Source organism: Streptomyces sp. NPDC015661, from assembly GCF_043077765.1.
Lineage (GTDB): Bacteria > Actinomycetota > Actinomycetes > Streptomycetales > Streptomycetaceae > Streptomyces.
In genome coordinates, this window is sequence record NZ_JBIBST010000022.1 from 40,871 (window position 1) to 58,818 (window position 17,948).

A 17,948-nucleotide genomic window follows, 5' to 3' on the forward strand; every position below is an offset into this window, starting at 1 on the left:
GCCGTAGGGCGAGTGATCCCGAAATGGTGCGGTGAGGTGACTCGGCCCAGGGCCCCGCGAGCCGCGACGGGTCCCTCGGTCCGGCGGTCGTACTCTCGAAGCCGTCACCGTCGAAGCCGTCACCTAGGAGGACTTCTGATGCGCAGCGTGACCTATTCGATGAGCATGTCACTCGACGGCTACATCGTCGGGCCGGACGGCGAATTCGACTGGACGACGCCCGACGAGGAGCTCTTCCGCTTCTGGATCGACGACATTCGAAAGGTCGACGTCCACCTGTTGGGACGACGGCTGTACGAGACGATGCTGTTCTGGGAGACCGCCGACCAGGACCCTTCGCTCGACGACTCCATGCGCGAGTGGACCTCGCTCTGGAAGCCGCTCCCGAAGGTGGTTTTCTCCACCACCCTGTCGGAGGTGCAGGGCACTGCCCGCCTGGCTTCCGGCAGCCTCGAGGAGGAGATCGCCCGGTTGCGGGCCGAGCCGGGGGAGGGTGAGATCGCGATCGGCGGCGCGACGCTGGCCGCCGAGGCGGCCGCGTTGGGTCTGATCGACGAGTACCGGGCCATGGTCTGTCCCGTGCTGGTCGGCGGTGGCACTTCGTTCTTCCCCCAGCACGAGCGCCGGGTGGACCTCGAACTCGTCGAGACTCGCACGTTCAGCTCGAAGGTGGTCTACCTCCGCTACCGCGTGGCGCGTTAGCCGACTGATGTCCCGACCCCTGGCGTCCGGCCCGTCGAGCGCAGTGGGCCTGCGGCGAGGGCAAGGGACCCTTCGGGTGCAGCGTGTCCCGGGCTCGGCGGATTGCGTCATGTCGCGGCCGCCGAGGGCGTCGTGCCGTGATCGACGCCGCCCGGCGGCCGCGGGCGTCGGACCGGCCGTCACTTGAGGGTGAGGCAGGTGGAGCTCCGCTCGTCCCTGTACTGGGTGCAGACCTGAGTGCCCTTGGGGACCTGCGGTCCGGTGTGTCCGCCGCGCCCCCACCAGACCGAGGCGAAGAAGCCGTTCGAGCCCTGGGTGAGGTTGGCCTTCTTCCAGCCGGCACCGTTCTTCCACGCCCGCCCAGGAGCCTTGTACGTCCAGCGCGCGTAGTAGACGGTGCCCTTGCGCGCCGGCTTCTTCGACGCGTACACCCAGCCGATACCCCGCTGCGAGGCACCTTCCTTGTGCCAGTACTCCACCACGATGCTCCGCTTGCACCCCCCGCCGGGATGCGCGACGCAGTTGCGGGCACGCAGGTCGGTGGAGGGGGCGGCGGTCGCTACCGGGATCGCGGCCATGAGCGCGGCCGTGGCCGCGGCAGTCAGGACGGTCGCGCGGGCTCGGTTCGGTGAAGTGATCATGCGCGGTACAACGAGGGCTCACGCGCGGCGTTCCGGCTGGGGACGGGATACAGCGTCCACGGCATGGCGGTAGACCGCCGGCGGTCTACCCCGACCAAGTCCACTCCGCTTCGGGAGATTGCCCAGGGGCTGTCCAGGCAGCTGTGGCCCGGTCAGTCAGGGACAGCCCCTCAAGTGCTCGGGCTCCTCCACAGATGCCGTTCGTCCAGGGTTCCGAACCGCACGTCTCCACGTTCCCGGTCGACAAGGATGGGCCAGCAGTCCAACAGCCGCTCCCTCAGATTGCGCGAGGCGAGGTACTGCCCAGAGTTGTAGGGCACGTTCAGGAGCCGGCCGCTCTCGCGGACACCCTCTGCATCCATGGCAAGCGGCTGGTCGTCAACGCGCCGGCTCTCAGCGAGAAACGCCACCGCGAGCTTCAGGGCTTCGTCCTGCTCCCTCTTCCGTCTCCAGTCCATCGACACGACGAGGGCACCCTGATTGCCCTGGGTTGATCTTCGCGTGACGGGTGTGAACACGGCTTTGAAACCGTCCTGGACGGCCCCTTTCAGTGGGCTGAGCCTGCGCCAGTTCGCCGGGCCGATCACGACTTTGCGGCGGGATGGTGTCAACCCGACGGGAGCTGCTCGGAGGTGAGGTGGCGTCGTTGTCAGTGGTGCCGTGCATGATCGGCGCATTAGCTCTTCGTGGCGATGGAGATAGGGAAGTGCCATGCCGATCACGAACCAGAAGGTAGCGGAACACACGTTCCTCCAGCATATGTACGACGACTCGTACTTCCCCGATCACGTGGTCGACCAGGGGAAGGCAATCCTGCTGCGGCTGTGCGAGCGTGTCGAGGCCGGGCAGCCGTCAGATCTGGCCACTTTGTATGCGCTCACCCAGGCTGCTACGGAGGAGTTCAACCTGCTCGACGGGGAGTTCGTGGCAGCCGGGAGCGGGATCGAGACGGTTGCACGTGAGTGGATCTGCGACGAGTTTTCCTTCGTCGCATCGGCCTACGGCTTCCCGGACGCGGATGCGGAGGAGCTGACCGCCTGCCGGGACTGGTGAACGACGGGAAGGCCACCTCCGGTCAAATCTTTCGTTCAGCGCTGCGACCAGCACGGTGGCCCGCCGACTACCGTGGGAACCGCACTTGTTGGCGGTTGCGTGGCTGGTCGGCCTGGTCAGGGGATGGCTCAGCGGATCCCGCGTCAGCGCAGGCAGGAGCGATTCTTGCGGGCGGGCGTACGCCTTGTCAGCCCGGACTCGATCGGGGCGGACCGGTGGCCGGCTTGGCTCGGTGCGGGGCCCCGGCCGCATGCTGATGGGCGGCGCGAAAGCCGTGGTATCGACGTTCAGTTCCCCCGTGATCGTGCGTTTCGCGCCGGCCGGGGCCTACGGACGCCTATCTCATTGGCGCTGGTTAACGAGCTCGTGCACGGTTAGCGGCGAGACGTCGAGGGCTTCGGTGCCACCGGTGCCCACCTCTGTCGTCGAGGGCCCAGGTCCGCGGTCTGCTGGTGGGAGAGCAGGCCGGCGACGGCCTGGACCATGTCACTCATGTGCTCGCGGCGGCCGAGTTGGCGGGCCAGGGCCCGCCAGTTCTTGAGGTGGGCGATGCCGTGCTCGACCCGGATGCGCCGGGAGGAGTGCGCCTTGCGCTGGCGCTCATGCATCTCCTCGTACCAGCCCGGGGCGTTCTTCTTGAACTTGCGGTGCGGTGGCGTCACGACGCGTCCGCCGGTCTGTGCTCCGAGTCCTTGGTAGCCGGCGTCGGCAAGGATCTCGACTGCTTGAGCGTCGGCCAGGAGCTTGACCAGCCCCAATTCGCGGGCGGGGGTGATGTCCGCGCAGCTTCCGGGTTTGGTCGGGCTGTAGAAAAGCAGCCGCCCGTCCCCGTCGGTGAAGACCATGGTCTTCACGGCGTTCTGCTTGTTCTTGCCGGAGATGAAGCGATCCCGATCCTTGCGGCCGGCAGCGGGCCGACGGACCCGGATCTCGGTGCCCCGCTCGGCGAGCAACGGCCGCACCTCACCGATGGCCCGCGTGATGGTGGAACGGTCCACACCGCACCAGCAGGCCAGCACATCGTGAGTGGCCCCGTGACGGAGATGGACGAGAGCGACCAGGAGCCGGTCGACGAACACGAACCGGTGCTTCGCACCGGCGCCCACCGCCCGCCTCCGCGGCCGGGAGGCAAGCCTGGCCTGGTGACGCTCGTGCCACAACGGACCCAACTCGGCCACGAGTTCAGCGATCACATCGGCCGACAGCCCCGTGATCCGGCGGTTGCTGATGATCACTGCGCGAGTCACGGTCCCCACCACCCGACCATGATCAACCATCCGGGGCTCGACGTCTCGCCGCTAACCGTGCACGAGCTCGTAAAGCCTGTCCCGTAAGTGGGGTTCAGCGATCGGCGCGTTTCAGGCGAAGCCCAGCGGTACGTGCTTCTCGACGCAGAGCTGCAGGACCGTCGCCAGCTTGCGACCGTCCTCGATGTGCTCGTGAAGGATGTCGTCGCCAGCCCGCGCCCACTGATCGATGATGCTCTCCAGGCGGGGCAGAATCGCCGCGCAGTCGGAGGGCGAGAGGTCGTCACCGCCGTCGTCCGGATGATCGAGGAGTGGCTCCAGCTCAGTGGACACCTCGCTCCACGGCCGTTCGCCTCCGAGGCCCCACATCTCGGAGAGGATGAACCCCTCGGCCAGGGCCAGGCGCCGCCGGAAGGCAGCAAAGCCGCTGTAGGACCAGGAGACATCAGCACTACTTGTGTCTCCATCACCCGGGAAAAGAACCAGCCCCATGCACCCTCCCTGGCCTGCGTGCTGAGCACCCAGGATCGACGAGATGAGGCGGGGCCAGCAACTGCGTTGATCTCCGCGTGGCTGCTGTGATCACTGCGCTGGAGTCGTCCTGGATAGCCCCGTTCCCAGCGCTGAGCCCGCGGCAGTTCGGCAAGCTGGTCACTGCGCTGCGGTGCGACGGAGCGGACCCTGTACGCAAGGGACGCCCGTGGAGTCTGCCGCTTGAGGACCGGCTGCTGCTGGTCGCCGCTTACCGGCGCACGAACCTGACGCTGCGGCAGCTGTCCCCACTGTTCGGGGTCTCGAAGTCGGCCGCCGACCGCATCATCGACCACCTTGGCCCCTCGCTCGCGCCCAGCCTCGCAAACGATTCCGGCAAGGACACCGTGCTGATCGTGGACGGCACCCTGGTGCCCACCCGCGACCACGCGGTGGCCGAGCAGTCGAAGAACCACCGGTACTCCACCCATCACCAGGTCGTCATCGACGCCGACACCCGGCTCGTGGTGGCCGTCGGCCGGCCATTGCCCGGCAACCGCAACGGCTGCAAGGCGTGGGAGCTGTCTGGTGCGAAGGCCGCCGTCGGACAGACCACTGTGATCGCGGACGGCGGTTACCGCGGTACCGGCCTGGTCATCCCGCACCGCCGCGAACCCGGCCAAGCTGAACTCACGGTCTGGAAGGAGGAGCACAACGCCTCCCACCGCAAGGTCCGCGCCCGCGTCGAGCACGCCTTTGCCCGTATAAAGACCTGGAAGATCCTGCGCGACTGCCGCGTCCAAGGCGACGGCGTGCACCACGCCATGCTCGGCATCGCCCGCCTGCACAACCTCACCCTCGGCTGTCCCGTAGACGATCTCCACTCAGGGGTATCCGGGATAGTCGGGGTGATCGGCATACGGTAGGGCGAGGTCGAGCAAGTCGTCGCATGGCCAGGGCTCGCCGTCGTACTGGCAATCGTCGCGGTTGTCCCACGGAAGTTCCGGGTCGCCTATGGCCGGACTGAACGCGTGGCGGGCGAGGACGCGTCGCTTGGCCTCGACCTCCCGGAGAACGCGGGCCGGGTCGTGCAGCGCCACGTGCAGGGCGATCGTGGGATGGAATCCGGCAAGTTCTCCTTGACAGAAGTCGACGGTGTGCCCCTGAGCAGCCCACTGCCCGCATCCGTCACCGTCGCAGCGTCGGGCCAGGTCGGCCTCCTCGTCCAGCCGTGCGTTGAGGAACATCACCAGATCTTGAGTCATGGGGTCATCCTGGATGATGCATCGGGCCCGGTCGCCCACTTTTCATGATGCAGCAAGCTCTGACTGACCGGTCGGCAACTGGGCGCCGCTGTTCGGGGTGTCGAGGTCGGCGGCGGACCGGATCATCGGCCACCTCGGGCCGATGCCCGCGCTCAAGTCTCGCAGGCGGTTCGCCAAGGGCGCCGTGCTCATCGTGGACGGCACTCTGGTCTCTACCCGGTAAGGATCTGCTGGCAGGCGCCCTCCCGCTGCCATCGCCGGAACAGGTCGCAGACCCGGTTCCACGGCCCGTGCTCGACGGGAACGTCCCGCCGCGGAGAACCAGTCCGGACACGAAACCGTATGCCCTCGATCAGCCGGCGCCGAGGCCAGACGGGTGGCCGCCCCGTGCTGGCGGCCTTCGGCAACAACGGCTCCAGCACCGTCCACTGCTCGTCCATGAGATCCCCCGACCCATGAACCGTGATCATTCACAGCTCGAGATCCACTTTCGATGCACGGCACGAGGGGGTATCCGTCGAGTCGCGCATGGCCGTCGGCGTTTCGGCCAACCTCCATGACCCGCACAATTGTTGTGCCGGCTGGGTCCGTGCATTCGCCATCCTTCGACACGCGCTCCGTCTCGGGGTCCAGTAAGCGACCGAAATACACGTGTTCGATAGCCCGGCTCGGTCGTTGAGCTTCACGAGCAGGCCCGATGACTGTCGAAGGGGGGACCCACAGTGACCTCGGTTGATTCGAACCAACGGCATGCCGTCGCACCCGACGAAGTGGCGACGCCGAGCGACTTCGCCGACGTCGGTGCCGCCTACGACGCGCACTCGCGCAGTGCGCGGGGCCGGCTGCGTCACGATCTCGTCGAACGCCGGCTGCGGGCGGAGCTCAATGGCCGCCCGCTCCGGGTCCTGGACGCCGGATGCGGGACCGGCGAGACGACCCTGCGACTCGCCTTGGCCGGGCACCTGGTGACCGCGGTGGACGCGTCCGACGGCATGCTCGCCGTCGTGGTCGACCGGCTGGCGGCCCACCCCGATCTGGAGGCACGGGTCCGCCTCCTCCGGGCCGATGTCGAGGACCTGGACATCGACACGCGGTTCGACCTGGTGTGCTGCCACGGAGTGCTGATGTACCTGGGCCGGGCGGACAAGGCGATCGCGCGGCTTGCGCGCCTCGTGGCGGACCACGGTCTGCTGAGCATCCTGACGAAGAACCGGCAGGCGATCGGCGTTCGTGAGGCCCTGCGGGGCGAGCACGCGACCGCGCGCCAGCTCATCGCGTCCGGTACGGGCGTGACCGTCGGCAGCCTCGGGATCCGCACTCGCGGGGACAGGGCCGAGGAGTTGGACCGGCTGGCGGCCGCACACGGGCTTTCGCCCCTTCCGTGGCAAGGAGTACGCATCCTCAACGATCACCGCGTCGACTGGGCGCCGGACGACGAGGAGTACGCCTCGGCGCTGGAGACGGAGTGGGCGGCTTCGACGCGCGACCCGTACCGGCAGCTCGCCCCTCTCGTACACACCCTCGCCCGCCGCGTACCGGAGCCCTCGGTGAATCCTCCGGCGCCCTGACCGCTGCCCGATCCCTCTCGGGCTCGCTGCTGTCGGTTTCGCCCGCACGTCGTCTCACCACCATGCCGACGCCCCAGGAAGGCGGCACCCATGTCCCCCGACCTCGACATCACGACGGCCGAGCGGCGCGCCGAGATGGTGCGCCGCCTCGACGCCGCCGGTGTCCTCACCGACCCCCGGCTGCGCGAGGCGCTGCTCTCGACGCGCCGGGAAGTCCTTCTCCCCCACGCGTACGTGCGGGTCAGCGGTCCCGGCGCGGATCCGATCGACTGGCGCCTTCTGGACGGCTCGCATCCGGACGACCGGGAGGAGTGGCTCGCCCTGATCCACAGCGACGAGTCGATCCTGCTCCAGCGCGACGGCGAGCCCCTTGACGCCCTCCCCCGTGGTCCCGTGACCGGCGGCCACATGACCTCCATGTCCTCTTTCACTCCCGCTACCGTCGAAGTCCTCCAGGAACTCGGGCTCGCCCCGGGCCGGCGGTACCTGGAGCTCGGTCCCGGGCCGGGGGTCTCCCTCGCTCTGGCCGCTTCCGTCACCGGCGTCGGACTCGCGACCGGCGTGGAGCGGGACGGGCACATGGCGGAATTCGCGCAGCGGCACCTCGACCGCCTCGGCGTCGGCGCTGTGGTGGTCGTGGGTGATGCGCTTCGAGGTCACGAGGGCCGGGCTCCGTACGACCGGATCCACTCCGGAATCGGTGTGCCGTGCGTTCCGCCGGCCTGGGTCGAGCAGCTCGCGCCCGGTGGGCGGTTGCTGACCACGCTCACCACCCGGACGCCCGGCTGGCACGGACAACTGCTCGTGACCCGTGCCGGAACGGGCCGGGTCGAAGCCGTCCTACGGGGCAGGCCTCGCGGGTACCGGCCGATGCTCGGCCACACGTGGCTCAACGCCGTGGATCACCGCGCCCGGATCAAAGCCGATCCCGGCACGGCACGGTCCACCCGGCTCGCCCCGCCCGCGGACGACGCCTACGGATTCTGGGTCGCCGCCGCGCACCTCGCGCCCGGCCTTGTGCGGGACTTCCAGGCGGAGACGATGACGGTCGTCGCCCCCGAGGACGACTCCTGGGCCGTGGTCGGCCCCGACGACGGCACCGTCCGCGTCCACGGACCGCGGGACGTGTGGGCCGAGCTCGAGGACCTGTACGCCCGCTGGGTCCGGGCCGGCTGCCCGGAGACGTACCGCGTCTGCCTCTCCGACAGCACCGGCATCCAGCCGGTCACTTCCGGCACCGGGCCGACGGCACTGAGCTGGTCGCTGCCGGCGCTCGCCGCCGTCCCCCGGCAGATGCCGTGACCGCGCACCCGCAGGGCGGACACCGACGAGGCCGGGATCGGCCACGTGGTCGCGTGCCGCCTCGGCGGGGTTGTCCGGCGAGGCCGGGCGTCCACACTCACGGCCGGCCCTGACGGGCCTCTGCCTCACTCGCCCACACCAGCCTCACCTCAGACAGGAGTTACTCGTGCCCCAGCCGCAGGACCCTCTTCGTCCACGTGTCGGCGGCCGCGCCACCGTGTGCAGGACACCGCTCTGCGAGCGGTCCGGAGGAGGCACGTGAGCGGCGGGCGGCACACCGTACCGGTGGACGTGCATCTGATCGCCGTCCGCGACGGCGATCAGGGGCCGGAGGTGCTGCTGTCCCGGCGGGCCGGCGACGTCTACGCCTCGGGCCTGTGGCACGCGCCGTCGGGCCACCTGGAGCGGGAGACCGTCGTGGACGCCGTCGTGCGCGAGGCGCTGGAAGAGACGGGTCTCGTCGTACAGCCGGCGGACGTGCGCGCGGCCGTCACGGTGCACCACCGGCCGCCGGGCGGGCAGGAGCGGGTCGGGTTCTTCTTCGAGGTCCGCCGGTGGCAGGGCACCGCGCGGGTCATGGAGCGGGACAAGTGCGACGCGGTGCGGTGGTTCCCGCTCGACCGGCTGCCGGAGCCGATGGTCGCCTACTGCCGGGCCGGCCTCGACGCCTACCGGGCCGGTGTGCCGGTCGCGCTGCACTTCCAGAGCCCTGGCGATCCGATCGCCCACGATCCGGAGGTCGACCGCCTCCGCCTCGTCCGCGGCCCGGGGCCTGCGGACCGGGGGCCGGGGCAGGGGCCGGGGCCGGGGCCGGGGCCGGGGCCGGGGCAGGGGCCGGGGCCGGGGCCGGGGCCGGCCGTACGGGACTTCGCCGAGCGCGCCGTAGGGCGCATCACCACATGGACGGACGTGTCCTGGCCCCGGGAGAACAGCCGTGTGTGGCGCGTGCGTGGTGCGGCGGGCGGCGAGTGGTTCGTGAAGGTTCACCAGAACGAGAAGTTCCACCAGCGGGAGACAGCCGCGCTGCGTGGTTGGGTTACCGGACTGGGCGGTGCCGGGCCCCGCCTCGTGGCCGCCGACCCGGGCCACCTGGTGGTCGTGATGACGGCGGTCGAGGGGCGGTCCCTGCACGGCAGCGTGCTGAACGGCGCCGAGGAGCGCGCGGTGTTCGCGGCCATCGGCACCCTCGCGGCCCGCATCCATGCGAGCGCTCTCCCCCAGGCGCCGACGGTTGCCGCTCCCCTTGGACCGTACGACCGGATGGACCGCCACCTGGACTCCGCGCGACCGCTGCTCGAACCGGGCGACGAGGAGTGGGTCCGCTCGGCCGTCGCCGCTGGCCGGAAGCTCGGGCCGCTCACGCCGGTCGTGACCCACGGCGACTTCCAGCTGCGCAACCTCCTGCTCGGTGACGACGGCACGGTGCGGGTCATCGACTTCGAGCGCAGTGAACCCCAGCCCCTGGTACGGGACTTCGTCCGCATCCTGGCCCACTTCGAGGGTCGGCCCGACCTGGCGGCAGCGTTCTTCGCCGGCTACGGCCGCCCACTGACCGGCGCGGAGCAGGCGCACCTGATCGCGAGCGCCGCCCTGGACTCGGTCTCCGGAATCGCCTTCGGGACTCGGGCCGGGGACCCGGAACTCGTCGAGCGTGGACGCCTCACCCTCGCCCGGCTCCGTACCGGAATCACATGGCCATTCCTCCGTCCACAAGGAGTCACGCGATGAATCCCGACATCGGCGCGCCGGCCGGCACAGGTCCCATCCCCAGAGCGGCGACACCGGACGACGCTGCCGAGATCGCCCGGCTGCGCTCCGAATGCATCCTCTCCGAGCCGCTCGACGCCACCTGGCTGGCCATCTGCCGCGACCAGATCGCCACCCGGCTCGGGTCCGGCGCAGATGCGCGCGCCTACGTGGTCGACGCCCCGGCCGGTGGACTCGCCTCGTGCGCGCTCGCCTTCATCCACCCTGTCCTCCCCGCCCCGAGCTACCCCCGCGGGCTTGCCGCCCGCATCCACGCCGTGGCCACCGAACCCGCGCACCGACGGCAGGGCCTCGCCCGGGCCGCGCTCGCAGCACTTCTGAAGCACCTGGAGGAGGACGGCGTCACCCTCTACGAGCTGCACGCGAGCGAGTCCGCCGTACCGCTGTACGAACAGCTGGGCTTCCGGCGCGATGCGGCGCTCATGCGGATGACGAAGGTGCGCTCCGTGCCGGAGACGGCGGCCTCGTGAATCCCCACCGGGCACCTGGACAGGGGCGCAAGGGCTTCCGGCTGCTCGGGGGCAGCGCAGCGCGCGAACTGGGGGGCGGTCTGGCCCGGGAACCTCCTGGGCCTGCCCCCGGTGACCGCGTACCCGATCGACCCGGGAGAGCCGGAACACCCGCCCGTACCGGGCGCACCGCCGGGGGCCGTCCGGCTCCGCCGTACCATGGCGGAGACCGTGGCCATCGGCGACTGGGTCTCCTCGGCACCGGTACGGGATGGGCTTCGGTCGGTACGTCCGCTGGGTGCGCCCATGGCCGCGTTGAGCGCCCGTCGATTCGTACGCCCTGGAAAGGTGAACACATGCCCGGCCCACCCGCCGTCGAGTTTCTCGACGACACCGAGATCACGTTCGTCGAGTATCCGCCACCCCTGCTCACCTCACGTGAGGAGAGAGAGGTGGAACGCATCTGGCGGGAGACCCGGCAACGCAACCCGGCCACGTTCGACGGACCGATCGCAGCCGCGCTCGGAGTCGACCGGTCCCGCAGCGGCCCACTGGTGGTGCGGTGGGCGCCGATGACGTACCGGGCCCGGGCCCTTCGGCGGCTCCGCCCGCACCACGAGGTCCCCGGGTCCTTGTACGTCACCGTGCTCCTGCCGACGGACAACGGGCTGCTGCTCGGTCGCGGAGCGCCCAGTACGGCGAACCCGGGGTACTGGACGCTCCCCGGCGGAGCCGTCGAGCCGCCCCCTCCGGGGAGGGGCCTGGACGTGGCCGAGCTGCAGCGGCACGCCGCCCGGGAACTGGTCGAGGAGACCGGTGTGCGTGTCCCGGCCGAGGAGCTGGAGCTGTGGGCGGTGACGCGGGGAGAGCGGTACGGCAGCCTCGGGTTCCACTTCGCCTCCCCCGCTCTCTCCAGCGCGCTCGTACGCCGACGCCATGCGGGCGTCCCGGTGGCCGAGTGCGAGCACGACATGGGACGGGAGCTCGACGAGCTCGCCTTCGTCGCCTCGTCTACCGAGGTCGCGGGCTTGGGGCCGACAGCGGACTACCTGCCGCAGATCCTCGGCCGGTACTTCACCGCGGACGGGTCGGAGGAGGGTCATCCGTCGTCGCGCCGCTGATCTCGGGCGTTGGCGCGGTCCGGCTCCCGCTGCGCGCCGGACCCGCCGCCCCGTCCGGCATGACCAGCGTGACTACGTGACTACGTGACTACGTGACTGGCGTGAACGGCATGACTTGCATCTGGTCACGGCTGCATACTCTGCTGCATACTTTCGGTATGCCAGACACCAGCGTCAGGATCGACGAGACCACGCGGGACCGGTTCAAGGCCCTCGCCGACGCCGCCGGACTGTCCGTGAAGGACTACCTGGAACGCGTCGCCGACGAGAAGGAGCGCGAGCAGCTCCTCGACACCGCCACAGCCGCCTTCCGGCGCGCCATCGGCGCCCCCGGCATCGTGAGCCGCTTCGACGCCGACTTCGGCGGGCTGCCGCCGGCCAAGCACGAGACCCCGCGGGCGGCCTGACCCGTGCAGCTGCTCGTCGACGCCCGCTGGCTGCTGGACCGCCAGGAAGACATCCTCCGCAGGGACCTCACGGTCAGCGACTACTCGGTCCTGGCCGGCATGGCCGCCCGTCACCGGGTGAACACCCCGCACATCGACCAGGCGGACCCGGACGCGTTCTGGCGCGCCGCGGTCTTCCTGCAGGAGTGCGTCCTGCTCCGTCCGCTGCCCGCCCGCAATGAGCTGTACGGCTACGGGGTTGCCATCGCCTACCTGGAAGCCTCCGGCCACCGCGTCGACACTTCGTACGAGCCCTGGCGCGACCTCATCCTCGACATTCAGGCCCTGCGGCTCACGAGCTACGACATCGCCGACCGGCTTCGGTCGTTCGGACAGCAGTCCTGAAGCGTGTTTGCAGAAGGCTGCGGATCTGCTTCGACCTGCCCGGACACGACCTTCTGCAACACCTTTCAGGTCCGTCTTCAAAGCCGCTTACGGAGCTGGCACCTGCTTCCGCGGAAACGACGGGTCGCTGCTACCTGCTGTCCCGCGCCTTCTCGTAAGCGGCCAGTTCCTCCGCATTGCCGATGAAGGCCGGGCCGCGGTGTGTTGGCAGGCGCTCGACCACCATCGCGACGGCGGCTCGTGCGCTGTCCGTCTCGGCGATCCGCGGGCTGCTCCGGCTCGGTCCTTCGACGTAGTACCGGTCGCCTCTCAGCGTGCCGATGTAGGGGATGTCCCAGGTGTGCGGGATCTCCGTGCACCTGCTGAAGTGCAACTCCCACATGCCGGTCCAGGGGTAGAGCTGACGGAGCAGCGGCTCGGCATACGCCACCCGCACCAGCTCGGCGAACGGCGCGAGTAGCGATGAGCCTTCCGGCCGGCGAGGTTCGCCGGCGGTGGTCAGGATCTTGTGCCAGGCTGCTTCGACAGTGTTGGTCATGCCGTGATTGTGCAGGTCCGGCGGCCCCGTCATCAAGGATCAGTGACTGGCGGATCATGGTCGGGCGCCTGGATGTGAACTCACGGACCAGGAGCGGGATTTACGGGCTCCGCTCACCCTCCGGGCCGTGACTGGCCGGCCGAGGGCGAGTGACCGACAGATCATCAACGGGATGTTCTACAAGATCCCCACCGGTGTTCCTCAGGCGGCCGAGCAGGGCCACCGCCACGAGCGTGCCGCCGATGCCGCGCTGCAGCCCTACTGCCCTTGACCGTGGCGCCGCCGGGCAGGAAGGGTGATCATCGTCGTCTGCTGTCAATGCTCCCCAGCGGAGCCGTTCTGGACAACGCGGAGAGTTCTACGCGCGGGGAAAGAAGCGCGCCTCTATCGGAAAGCACTATTCGACGGCCTCCTATTTAGATCTTCAACCACAACCGTTCATCGAGGAGCCCAATCCAGCGCAGGCCGGGAGAGACTTTCGGACGCACTGTCCAGAAAGAACCAAAGGAACGACCCATGCGCCCAAGACCTTTCGGCATGACCGCCTCCCTGGCCGCATTCGGACTACTCGGCTCCCTTGTCACCGCCTGCGGCTCGTCCGAGAGCGACGCGACCACGCTGCGGCTGGTGGTCCCCGAGTACGGCACCAGCCCGGCGACCAGCTCCAAGGCGTACTGGGACAAGCTGACCACCGCCTTCACCGCCGCCCATCCCGGCAACAAGGTCGAGGTGACGCTCTACCCGTGGGCCGACGTCGACCGCGAGGTCACGCGCATGGTCGAGGCGGACGACGCCCCCGACGTGGCTCTCATGGGCGCGTACTCCGACTTCGCCGCACAGGGCAATCTCTACCCCGCCGATGAGGTGCTGTCGGTCAGAGCGGAGGCGAACTTCCTGCGGCCGCTCGCGGACGCGGGCTCGGTCGGCGGCAGCCTCTACGGCCTGCCGTTCGTGGCCAGCAGCCGGCTGCTCTTCTACAACGAGGAGCTGTTCGACAAGGCCGGGGCGAAGCCGCCGCAGACCTGGTCGGAGCTGAAGGAGGCGGCCGAGGCGCTGAAGAAGGAGGGCGTGCGCTACCCGTACGCACTGCCGCTCGGCCCCGAGGAGGCGCACGCCGAGGCCCTGATCTGGGAACTGAGCAACGGCGGCGGGTACACCGACGACAGCGGCGGCTACAACATCGCGTCCGAGCAGAACACACAGACGTTCCGCTGGCTCAAGGAGAACCTGGTCGAGCCGGGGCTCGTGGGCCCGGTGGCGCCCGCCAGTCTCAACCGGCAGGACGCCTTCGACGCCTTCCTGCGCGGCGACGTCGGCATGCTCAACGGCTATCCCTCGCTCCTGCACGAGGCGAGGGAGAAGGGCATGAAGGTCGGCACCCTGCCCATGCCGGTCTCGGACTCGCTGGGTGACCAGGAGACCCCGCCGGCAGCGGGTGTCGCCGACTGGATGATGGCTTTCCGGCACGACGGCAATCGCGAACTGGTGACCGAGTTCCTGAACTTCGTCTACGAGGACAAGAACCTCAACGAGTTCGCGGGGCGCTACCACCTGCTGCCGTCGACGGTGTCGGCCACCGAGGCGTCCGAGTACGCGTCGGACGACCACAGCGCCGACCAGTTCCTGGCCGCCCTGCGCAGTGCCCAGCTCTACCCGGTCGACGAGCCGTCGTGGCTCGAGATCAGCAACACCATCAAGAGGAACATCGGCAAGGCCGTCGCGCCGTCCGCCGACCCCAAGGCGGTGCTGGAGCAGATCGCCCAGCAGGCCAAGGAAGCAACCCAGCAGTAGGAGCGTCCCCGCAGTCCCCGGGCCCATGAAGCCCTTCTCGTCGCTCACGAAGCACCCACAAGGTGCGCGAGCGACGACCACCCACCTCCCGGCACAGCGGTCCGCCGCGTCGCGGATCCTCCCGTCAAGGTGAGGGCACACCGACGCCACGCACGCTCAGGAGGGGTTACGAGTGCCATCAGCCGGACCCCTGCCGATACGCGTGCCGGTCGGGGACTGCTCCCCATCGGTGGGCGAGCCGAGCCGTCCAGCGCCGGGTCCTGTTGGTGGTCCACAACGTCACTTCGGCAGGCCGCCTCTTGGGCCTGCTTACGCTCTTCCACGACGACCTCCGTATCCAGACGCTGGCGACGTCGAGGGGGCCTCGGCATTCCAGGCGCGCCCTCGGGGTGCGCCCCGGGCAGCGGCTCGTCGTCCTGAATTCAACGCACGGGACGTCGACCGCCGGGGTGCTGCGGCTGTACCCGCAGTGTGCGGCGGCGCCGCCGCGACCCTCCAGATACCTCGCGTGCGGGGACTCAGCCGTGTGGGCACCCCGGGTCGCCCGACGTGCCCGTCCGGCCGGCGGGGCGCATCCTGGCAGCAAGGGCGATACCTCCGGCCGACGAGGAGGCCGTGTGGGACCGAGGGACCAGGCGGGGAGCGACGGCTCCCGAGTTCAGGGCGGCCCTGCGCTCAAGGGCGTCGCGGCCGCGCTGCTCGATGCCCAGGGCCGGATCGTGTGGTGGTCGCGGTCCGCGCGGCGGTTGCTCGGCTGGAGCGGCGAGGAGGTGGCCGGGCGGCCCGCCCCCGACGTCCTTGGTGATGTCGAGGCCTACCCGGAGTCCTCGGGGCTCGTCCGCCGCGTACGGCTGCGGCACCGGGCGGGGCACGTCGTCGAGGCGGACGTCCGGGTCTCGGAGGCCGACGGCTCGGCCGAGCGCCTGGTGCTGATGCGGCTGCCCGGCGGGCCCGGCGGCTGGGACCAGGAGCGGGACATCGCCCGGGCGCTCCTGGCCCAGGACGGCATCGGCGTCGCCCAGTACGACACGGCCGGGGGGCTCGTACGGACGAACGCGGCCATGGACTCGCTCCGCCCACCGGGGGCGGGGGACGACTGGCTGGGCGCGCTCTCCGCCCGGGACGGCGGCGAGCCGGCGCGGGCGGCGTTCGAGCGGGTCGCCGCCACGGGGACCCCGCTCGCCGCGCGCGTCTACGACCTGGGGTCCGGCGTCGGCGCGGCGGCACTGTCCGTGTCCTGCTTCCGGATCGACGACCTCGTCGGTGTGCCGCTGGGGATCATGGTCGAGGCCTCCAGGGTCATGGACACGGGCCCGCACCTGGACGCCGCGTACCGCACGGCCTTCGAGATCGGGCAGTCCCTCGACGTGGTCCAGGTGGCGCAGGACCTCACCCGCGTACTGGTACCGGCCCTGGGTGATTACGCGACGGTCGACTACCCCGATGACGTGCTCGAGGGCCGGGACCCGCCGGCCGGCTACCCGGGGCAGGAGGCGTCCGCCCCGCGCCGGGTGGCGGTGCGGGCCGCCGACGGGGCGTGGCCGACACGGCTGATACAGGTGGGCGAGCCCATCCCACAGGTGGCGGAGACGCCCGAGATCGCGGCCATGCGCGTCGGTGACGTGCTCGTCTTCGACGCGGAGCAGGCCCGGCGGAACCTCGGCGGCGATCCGGAGCAGATCGCCAGGTTCCTGCCCGAGGGGGCGCACGCCTCCCTCGGCTGCCCGCTGTACCGGCGCGGGCGGTTCTTCGGGTACGCGGCGGTGTACCGCACGCACACGGCGGCTTCCTTCGACGAGGCCGATGTGAAGCTGATGCACGATCTGTGCGCGCGTACGGCGACGGCCATCGACAACGCCTTCCGCTTCGCCCGCGAGCACCGGACGGCGGTCGTCCTCCAGCGGAGCCTGCTGCCCCCGGCGGCCACGCGCAGCACCGCCGCGGAGACGGCCGGCATCTACCTGCCCGCCGGCGGTTCGGTCAGCGTGGGAGGCGACTGGTACGACGCCTTCGACCTGTCCTCTCTGCGGGTCGGGCTCGTCGTCGGCGACGTCGTGGGGCACGGCCTCGAGGCGGCGGCCACCATGGCCCGGCTGCGTACGGCGGTGCAGACGCTCGCCGAACTCGACCTGCCGCCCGACGAGTTGCTGACGCGACTCGACGACCTGGTCCGGCGCATGCAGATCGAGGCCGAGCAGCCGGACACCGTGGGCGGCTCGTGTCTGTTCGCCGTGTACGACCCGGTGGGCCGCACGTGTCAGATGGCCTCGGCCGGCAATCCTCCGCCGGCGCTCGTCACACCCGACGGCAAGGTGTCGTTCGTGCCCGTCACTCCTGGGCCGCTGCTCGGGGTGGGGGACAATCCGTTCGAGGTCACGAAGCTGACCCTGCCCCCGGGAAGCACGCTGGTCTGCTACACCGACGGCCTTCTCGGGCGGGACGTGACCGCCGGGTCGGAGCGCCTGAAGGCGGACCTCGCCGCGCTGAGCGGCACCCATGGGACGCCGGCGGCCCTCGGCGACGCGCTCGTCGCGCGGAGTCCGCACACGGAGAACCCGGTGGACGACATCAGCGTCCTGCTCGCCCGTACGCGCGTCGTGGCCGAGGAGTCCATGGCGGTGTGGGAGTACCCGGCGGACCTGTCCGCGGTGAGGGAAGCACGCGCGCACGTTCAGGCGCGGCTGGAGGAGTGGGGGCTCGAGGAGCTGCTGTTCAGCACCGAGCTCATCGTGAGCGAGCTCGTCACCAACGCCATGCGGTACGCCGGCGGGCCCGTCACCCTGCGCCTCGTACGGGACCGCGTGCTGGTGTGCGAGGTGTCGGACCCGAGCAGCACACAGCCCCGCCTGCGCCGGGCCCTCGCCATGGACGAGGGTGGCCGGGGACTGTTCCTGGTCGCCCAGCTGACGTCCCGCTGGGGCTGCCGTTACACGACGCGCGGCAAGACGATCTGGACGGAGCAGAACCTGCCGGCACAAGCACCCGCCGTGTGACGGGTGCGGCTACCCGACTGTCCGGCTGTCCGGCTGTCCGGCTGTCCGGCTGTCCACTCTGTGGACAGATGTTTGGGACGCTTCCGCCCGGTGCTAGCGTGCCACCCATGCAGCAGATCACCGGCCTCGCCATGATGCGAATGATGCCCCGAACCTCGGAGGCGCTTCGCTAGCGAAGCCGTGTGCGCACAAGATGCGACGGACCCTCCGGAAACGGAGGGTCCTTTTTTGTTACCCCGAATCAGCCAA

General features: G+C 70.2%; 19 protein-coding genes and 1 pseudogene. 13 read left to right on the forward strand and 7 right to left on the reverse strand.

Translation table 11 applies throughout. The features are described from left to right. The first annotated feature begins 138 nt into the window (after positions 1 to 138). Positions 139 to 702 (forward strand): dihydrofolate reductase family protein, encoded by a 564-nt coding sequence (locus ACF07V_RS37555; RefSeq protein WP_392160472.1) that lies wholly within the window; start codon positions 139 to 141, stop codon positions 700 to 702. A 179-nt stretch (positions 703 to 881) separates the two neighbouring features. On the opposite strand, the gene ACF07V_RS37560 is transcribed toward ACF07V_RS37555, so the two are convergent. Further along, a complete protein-coding gene (locus ACF07V_RS37560; RefSeq protein ID WP_392160474.1) occupies positions 882 to 1,343 on the reverse strand; it encodes a hypothetical protein in 462 nt (153 codons plus the stop codon). A gap of 170 nt (positions 1,344 to 1,513) precedes the next feature. Further along, positions 1,514 to 1,801, reverse strand: coding sequence for a hypothetical protein (locus tag ACF07V_RS37565; RefSeq protein ID WP_392160526.1), 288 nt, complete (start codon positions 1,799 to 1,801; stop codon positions 1,514 to 1,516). A gap of 253 nt (positions 1,802 to 2,054) precedes the next feature. Between ACF07V_RS37565 and ACF07V_RS37570 the strand changes: the two genes are divergently transcribed. Continuing rightward, positions 2,055 to 2,396 (forward strand): DUF5713 family protein, encoded by a 342-nt coding sequence (locus ACF07V_RS37570; RefSeq protein ID WP_392160476.1) that lies wholly within the window; start codon positions 2,055 to 2,057, stop codon positions 2,394 to 2,396. A gap of 374 nt (positions 2,397 to 2,770) precedes the next feature. Here the strand turns inward: ACF07V_RS37570 and ACF07V_RS37575 are convergent, their stop codons facing one another. After that, positions 2,771 to 3,631 (reverse strand): transposase family protein, encoded by an 861-nt coding sequence (locus ACF07V_RS37575; RefSeq protein WP_392160478.1) that lies wholly within the window; start codon positions 3,629 to 3,631, stop codon positions 2,771 to 2,773. A 123-nt stretch (positions 3,632 to 3,754) separates the two neighbouring features. Then, positions 3,755 to 4,135 carry a hypothetical protein gene (locus ACF07V_RS37580; protein WP_392160479.1) on the reverse strand — a complete coding sequence of 127 codons (381 nt, stop codon included), beginning with the start codon at positions 4,133 to 4,135 and terminating at the stop codon, positions 3,755 to 3,757. A gap of 77 nt (positions 4,136 to 4,212) precedes the next feature. Here ACF07V_RS37580 and ACF07V_RS37585 point away from each other — a divergent pair, with 77 nt between their 5' ends. Further along, complete coding sequence (locus ACF07V_RS37585) at positions 4,213 to 5,040, forward strand: transposase (protein ID WP_392160481.1); 828 nt, start codon at positions 4,213 to 4,215, stop codon at positions 5,038 to 5,040. Here the strand turns inward: ACF07V_RS37585 and ACF07V_RS37590 are convergent. Beyond that, a complete protein-coding gene (locus ACF07V_RS37590; RefSeq protein ID WP_392160483.1) occupies positions 4,999 to 5,379 on the reverse strand; it encodes a DUF6221 family protein in 381 nt (126 codons plus the stop codon). The two genes, ACF07V_RS37585 and ACF07V_RS37590, sit on opposite strands and share 42 nt — an antisense overlap. Before the next feature lie 82 nt (positions 5,380 to 5,461). On the opposite strand from ACF07V_RS37590, the pseudogene ACF07V_RS37595 reads away from it, so the two are divergent. Further along, a pseudogene (locus tag ACF07V_RS37595) lies at positions 5,462 to 5,599 on the forward strand (IS5/IS1182 family transposase); the annotation flags it as partial. On the opposite strand, the gene ACF07V_RS37600 reads toward ACF07V_RS37595, so the two are convergent. Next, positions 5,592 to 5,849: a transposase gene (locus tag ACF07V_RS37600; protein WP_392160484.1), complete on the reverse strand. Its 258-nt coding sequence runs from the start codon at positions 5,847 to 5,849 to the stop codon at positions 5,592 to 5,594. The pseudogene ACF07V_RS37595 and the gene ACF07V_RS37600 overlap by 8 nt on opposite strands. A gap of 252 nt (positions 5,850 to 6,101) precedes the next feature. Here ACF07V_RS37600 and ACF07V_RS37605 point away from each other — a divergent pair, with 252 nt between their 5' ends. The 7 genes from ACF07V_RS37605 (at position 6,102) to ACF07V_RS37635 (ending at position 12,377) form a co-directional block, all read left to right on the forward strand. Continuing rightward, a complete protein-coding gene (locus ACF07V_RS37605; RefSeq protein ID WP_392160485.1) occupies positions 6,102 to 6,947 on the forward strand; it encodes a class I SAM-dependent methyltransferase in 846 nt (281 codons plus the stop codon). 90 nt (positions 6,948 to 7,037) lie between these two features. After that, positions 7,038 to 8,249: a methyltransferase gene (locus ACF07V_RS37610; RefSeq protein ID WP_392160487.1), complete on the forward strand. Its 1,212-nt coding sequence runs from the start codon at positions 7,038 to 7,040 to the stop codon at positions 8,247 to 8,249. A 258-nt stretch (positions 8,250 to 8,507) separates the two neighbouring features. Further along, a complete protein-coding gene (locus ACF07V_RS37615) occupies positions 8,508 to 9,977 on the forward strand; it encodes a phosphotransferase (RefSeq protein ID WP_392160489.1) in 1,470 nt (489 codons plus the stop codon). Continuing rightward, a complete protein-coding gene (locus ACF07V_RS37620) occupies positions 9,974 to 10,486 on the forward strand; it encodes a GNAT family N-acetyltransferase (RefSeq protein WP_392160491.1) in 513 nt (170 codons plus the stop codon). Before ACF07V_RS37615 ends, ACF07V_RS37620 begins: the two co-directional genes overlap by 4 nt. Before the next feature lie 335 nt (positions 10,487 to 10,821). Next, the gene (locus ACF07V_RS37625) at positions 10,822 to 11,586 is read left to right on the forward strand and encodes an NUDIX hydrolase (RefSeq protein WP_392160493.1); all 765 of its coding nucleotides are present in this window, start codon (positions 10,822 to 10,824) and stop codon (positions 11,584 to 11,586) included. 158 nt (positions 11,587 to 11,744) lie between these two features. Then, positions 11,745 to 11,993, forward strand: a complete 249-nt coding sequence (locus ACF07V_RS37630; protein ID WP_392160495.1) for an antitoxin MazE7 — start codon at positions 11,745 to 11,747, stop codon at positions 11,991 to 11,993. Between the two features lie 3 nt (positions 11,994 to 11,996). After that, complete coding sequence (locus ACF07V_RS37635) at positions 11,997 to 12,377, forward strand: toxin Doc (protein WP_392160497.1); 381 nt, start codon at positions 11,997 to 11,999, stop codon at positions 12,375 to 12,377. 130 nt (positions 12,378 to 12,507) lie between these two features. On the opposite strand, the gene ACF07V_RS37640 is transcribed toward ACF07V_RS37635, so the two are convergent. Further along, on the reverse strand, positions 12,508 to 12,915 hold the full coding sequence (locus ACF07V_RS37640) for a DUF6193 family natural product biosynthesis protein (protein ID WP_392160499.1): 408 nt from the start codon (positions 12,913 to 12,915) through the stop codon (positions 12,508 to 12,510). Between the two features lie 516 nt (positions 12,916 to 13,431). Between ACF07V_RS37640 and ACF07V_RS37645 the strand changes: the two genes are divergently transcribed. Further along, the gene (locus tag ACF07V_RS37645) at positions 13,432 to 14,706 is read left to right on the forward strand and encodes an extracellular solute-binding protein (protein ID WP_392160501.1); all 1,275 of its coding nucleotides are present in this window, start codon (positions 13,432 to 13,434) and stop codon (positions 14,704 to 14,706) included. Between the two features lie 617 nt (positions 14,707 to 15,323). Beyond that, positions 15,324 to 17,699, forward strand: coding sequence for a SpoIIE family protein phosphatase (locus ACF07V_RS37650; RefSeq protein ID WP_392160503.1), 2,376 nt, complete (start codon positions 15,324 to 15,326; stop codon positions 17,697 to 17,699). Positions 17,700 to 17,948 lie beyond the last annotated feature (249 nt).

Coding starts and splice junctions, on each gene's coding strand:
- ACF07V_RS37590 (WP_392160483.1), bottom strand. CDS start 5,379: ATGACTCAAGATCTGGTGATGTTCCTCAACGCACGGCTGGACGAGGAG.
- ACF07V_RS37610 (WP_392160487.1), top strand. CDS start 7,038: ATGTCCCCCGACCTCGACATCACGACGGCCGAGCGGCGCGCCGAGATG.
- ACF07V_RS37570 (WP_392160476.1), top strand. CDS start 2,055: ATGCCGATCACGAACCAGAAGGTAGCGGAACACACGTTCCTCCAGCAT.
- ACF07V_RS37580 (WP_392160479.1), bottom strand. CDS start 4,135: ATGGGGCTGGTTCTTTTCCCGGGTGATGGAGACACAAGTAGTGCTGAT.
- ACF07V_RS37600 (WP_392160484.1), bottom strand. CDS start 5,849: ATGATCACGGTTCATGGGTCGGGGGATCTCATGGACGAGCAGTGGACG.
- ACF07V_RS37640 (WP_392160499.1), bottom strand. CDS start 12,915: ATGACCAACACTGTCGAAGCAGCCTGGCACAAGATCCTGACCACCGCC.
- ACF07V_RS37560 (WP_392160474.1), bottom strand. CDS start 1,343: ATGATCACTTCACCGAACCGAGCCCGCGCGACCGTCCTGACTGCCGCG.
- ACF07V_RS37565 (WP_392160526.1), bottom strand. CDS start 1,801: ATGGACTGGAGACGGAAGAGGGAGCAGGACGAAGCCCTGAAGCTCGCG.
- ACF07V_RS37645 (WP_392160501.1), top strand. CDS start 13,432: ATGCGCCCAAGACCTTTCGGCATGACCGCCTCCCTGGCCGCATTCGGA.
- ACF07V_RS37555 (WP_392160472.1), top strand. CDS start 139: ATGCGCAGCGTGACCTATTCGATGAGCATGTCACTCGACGGCTACATC.
- ACF07V_RS37620 (WP_392160491.1), top strand. CDS start 9,974: ATGAATCCCGACATCGGCGCGCCGGCCGGCACAGGTCCCATCCCCAGA.
- ACF07V_RS37630 (WP_392160495.1), top strand. CDS start 11,745: ATGCCAGACACCAGCGTCAGGATCGACGAGACCACGCGGGACCGGTTC.
- ACF07V_RS37625 (WP_392160493.1), top strand. CDS start 10,822: ATGCCCGGCCCACCCGCCGTCGAGTTTCTCGACGACACCGAGATCACG.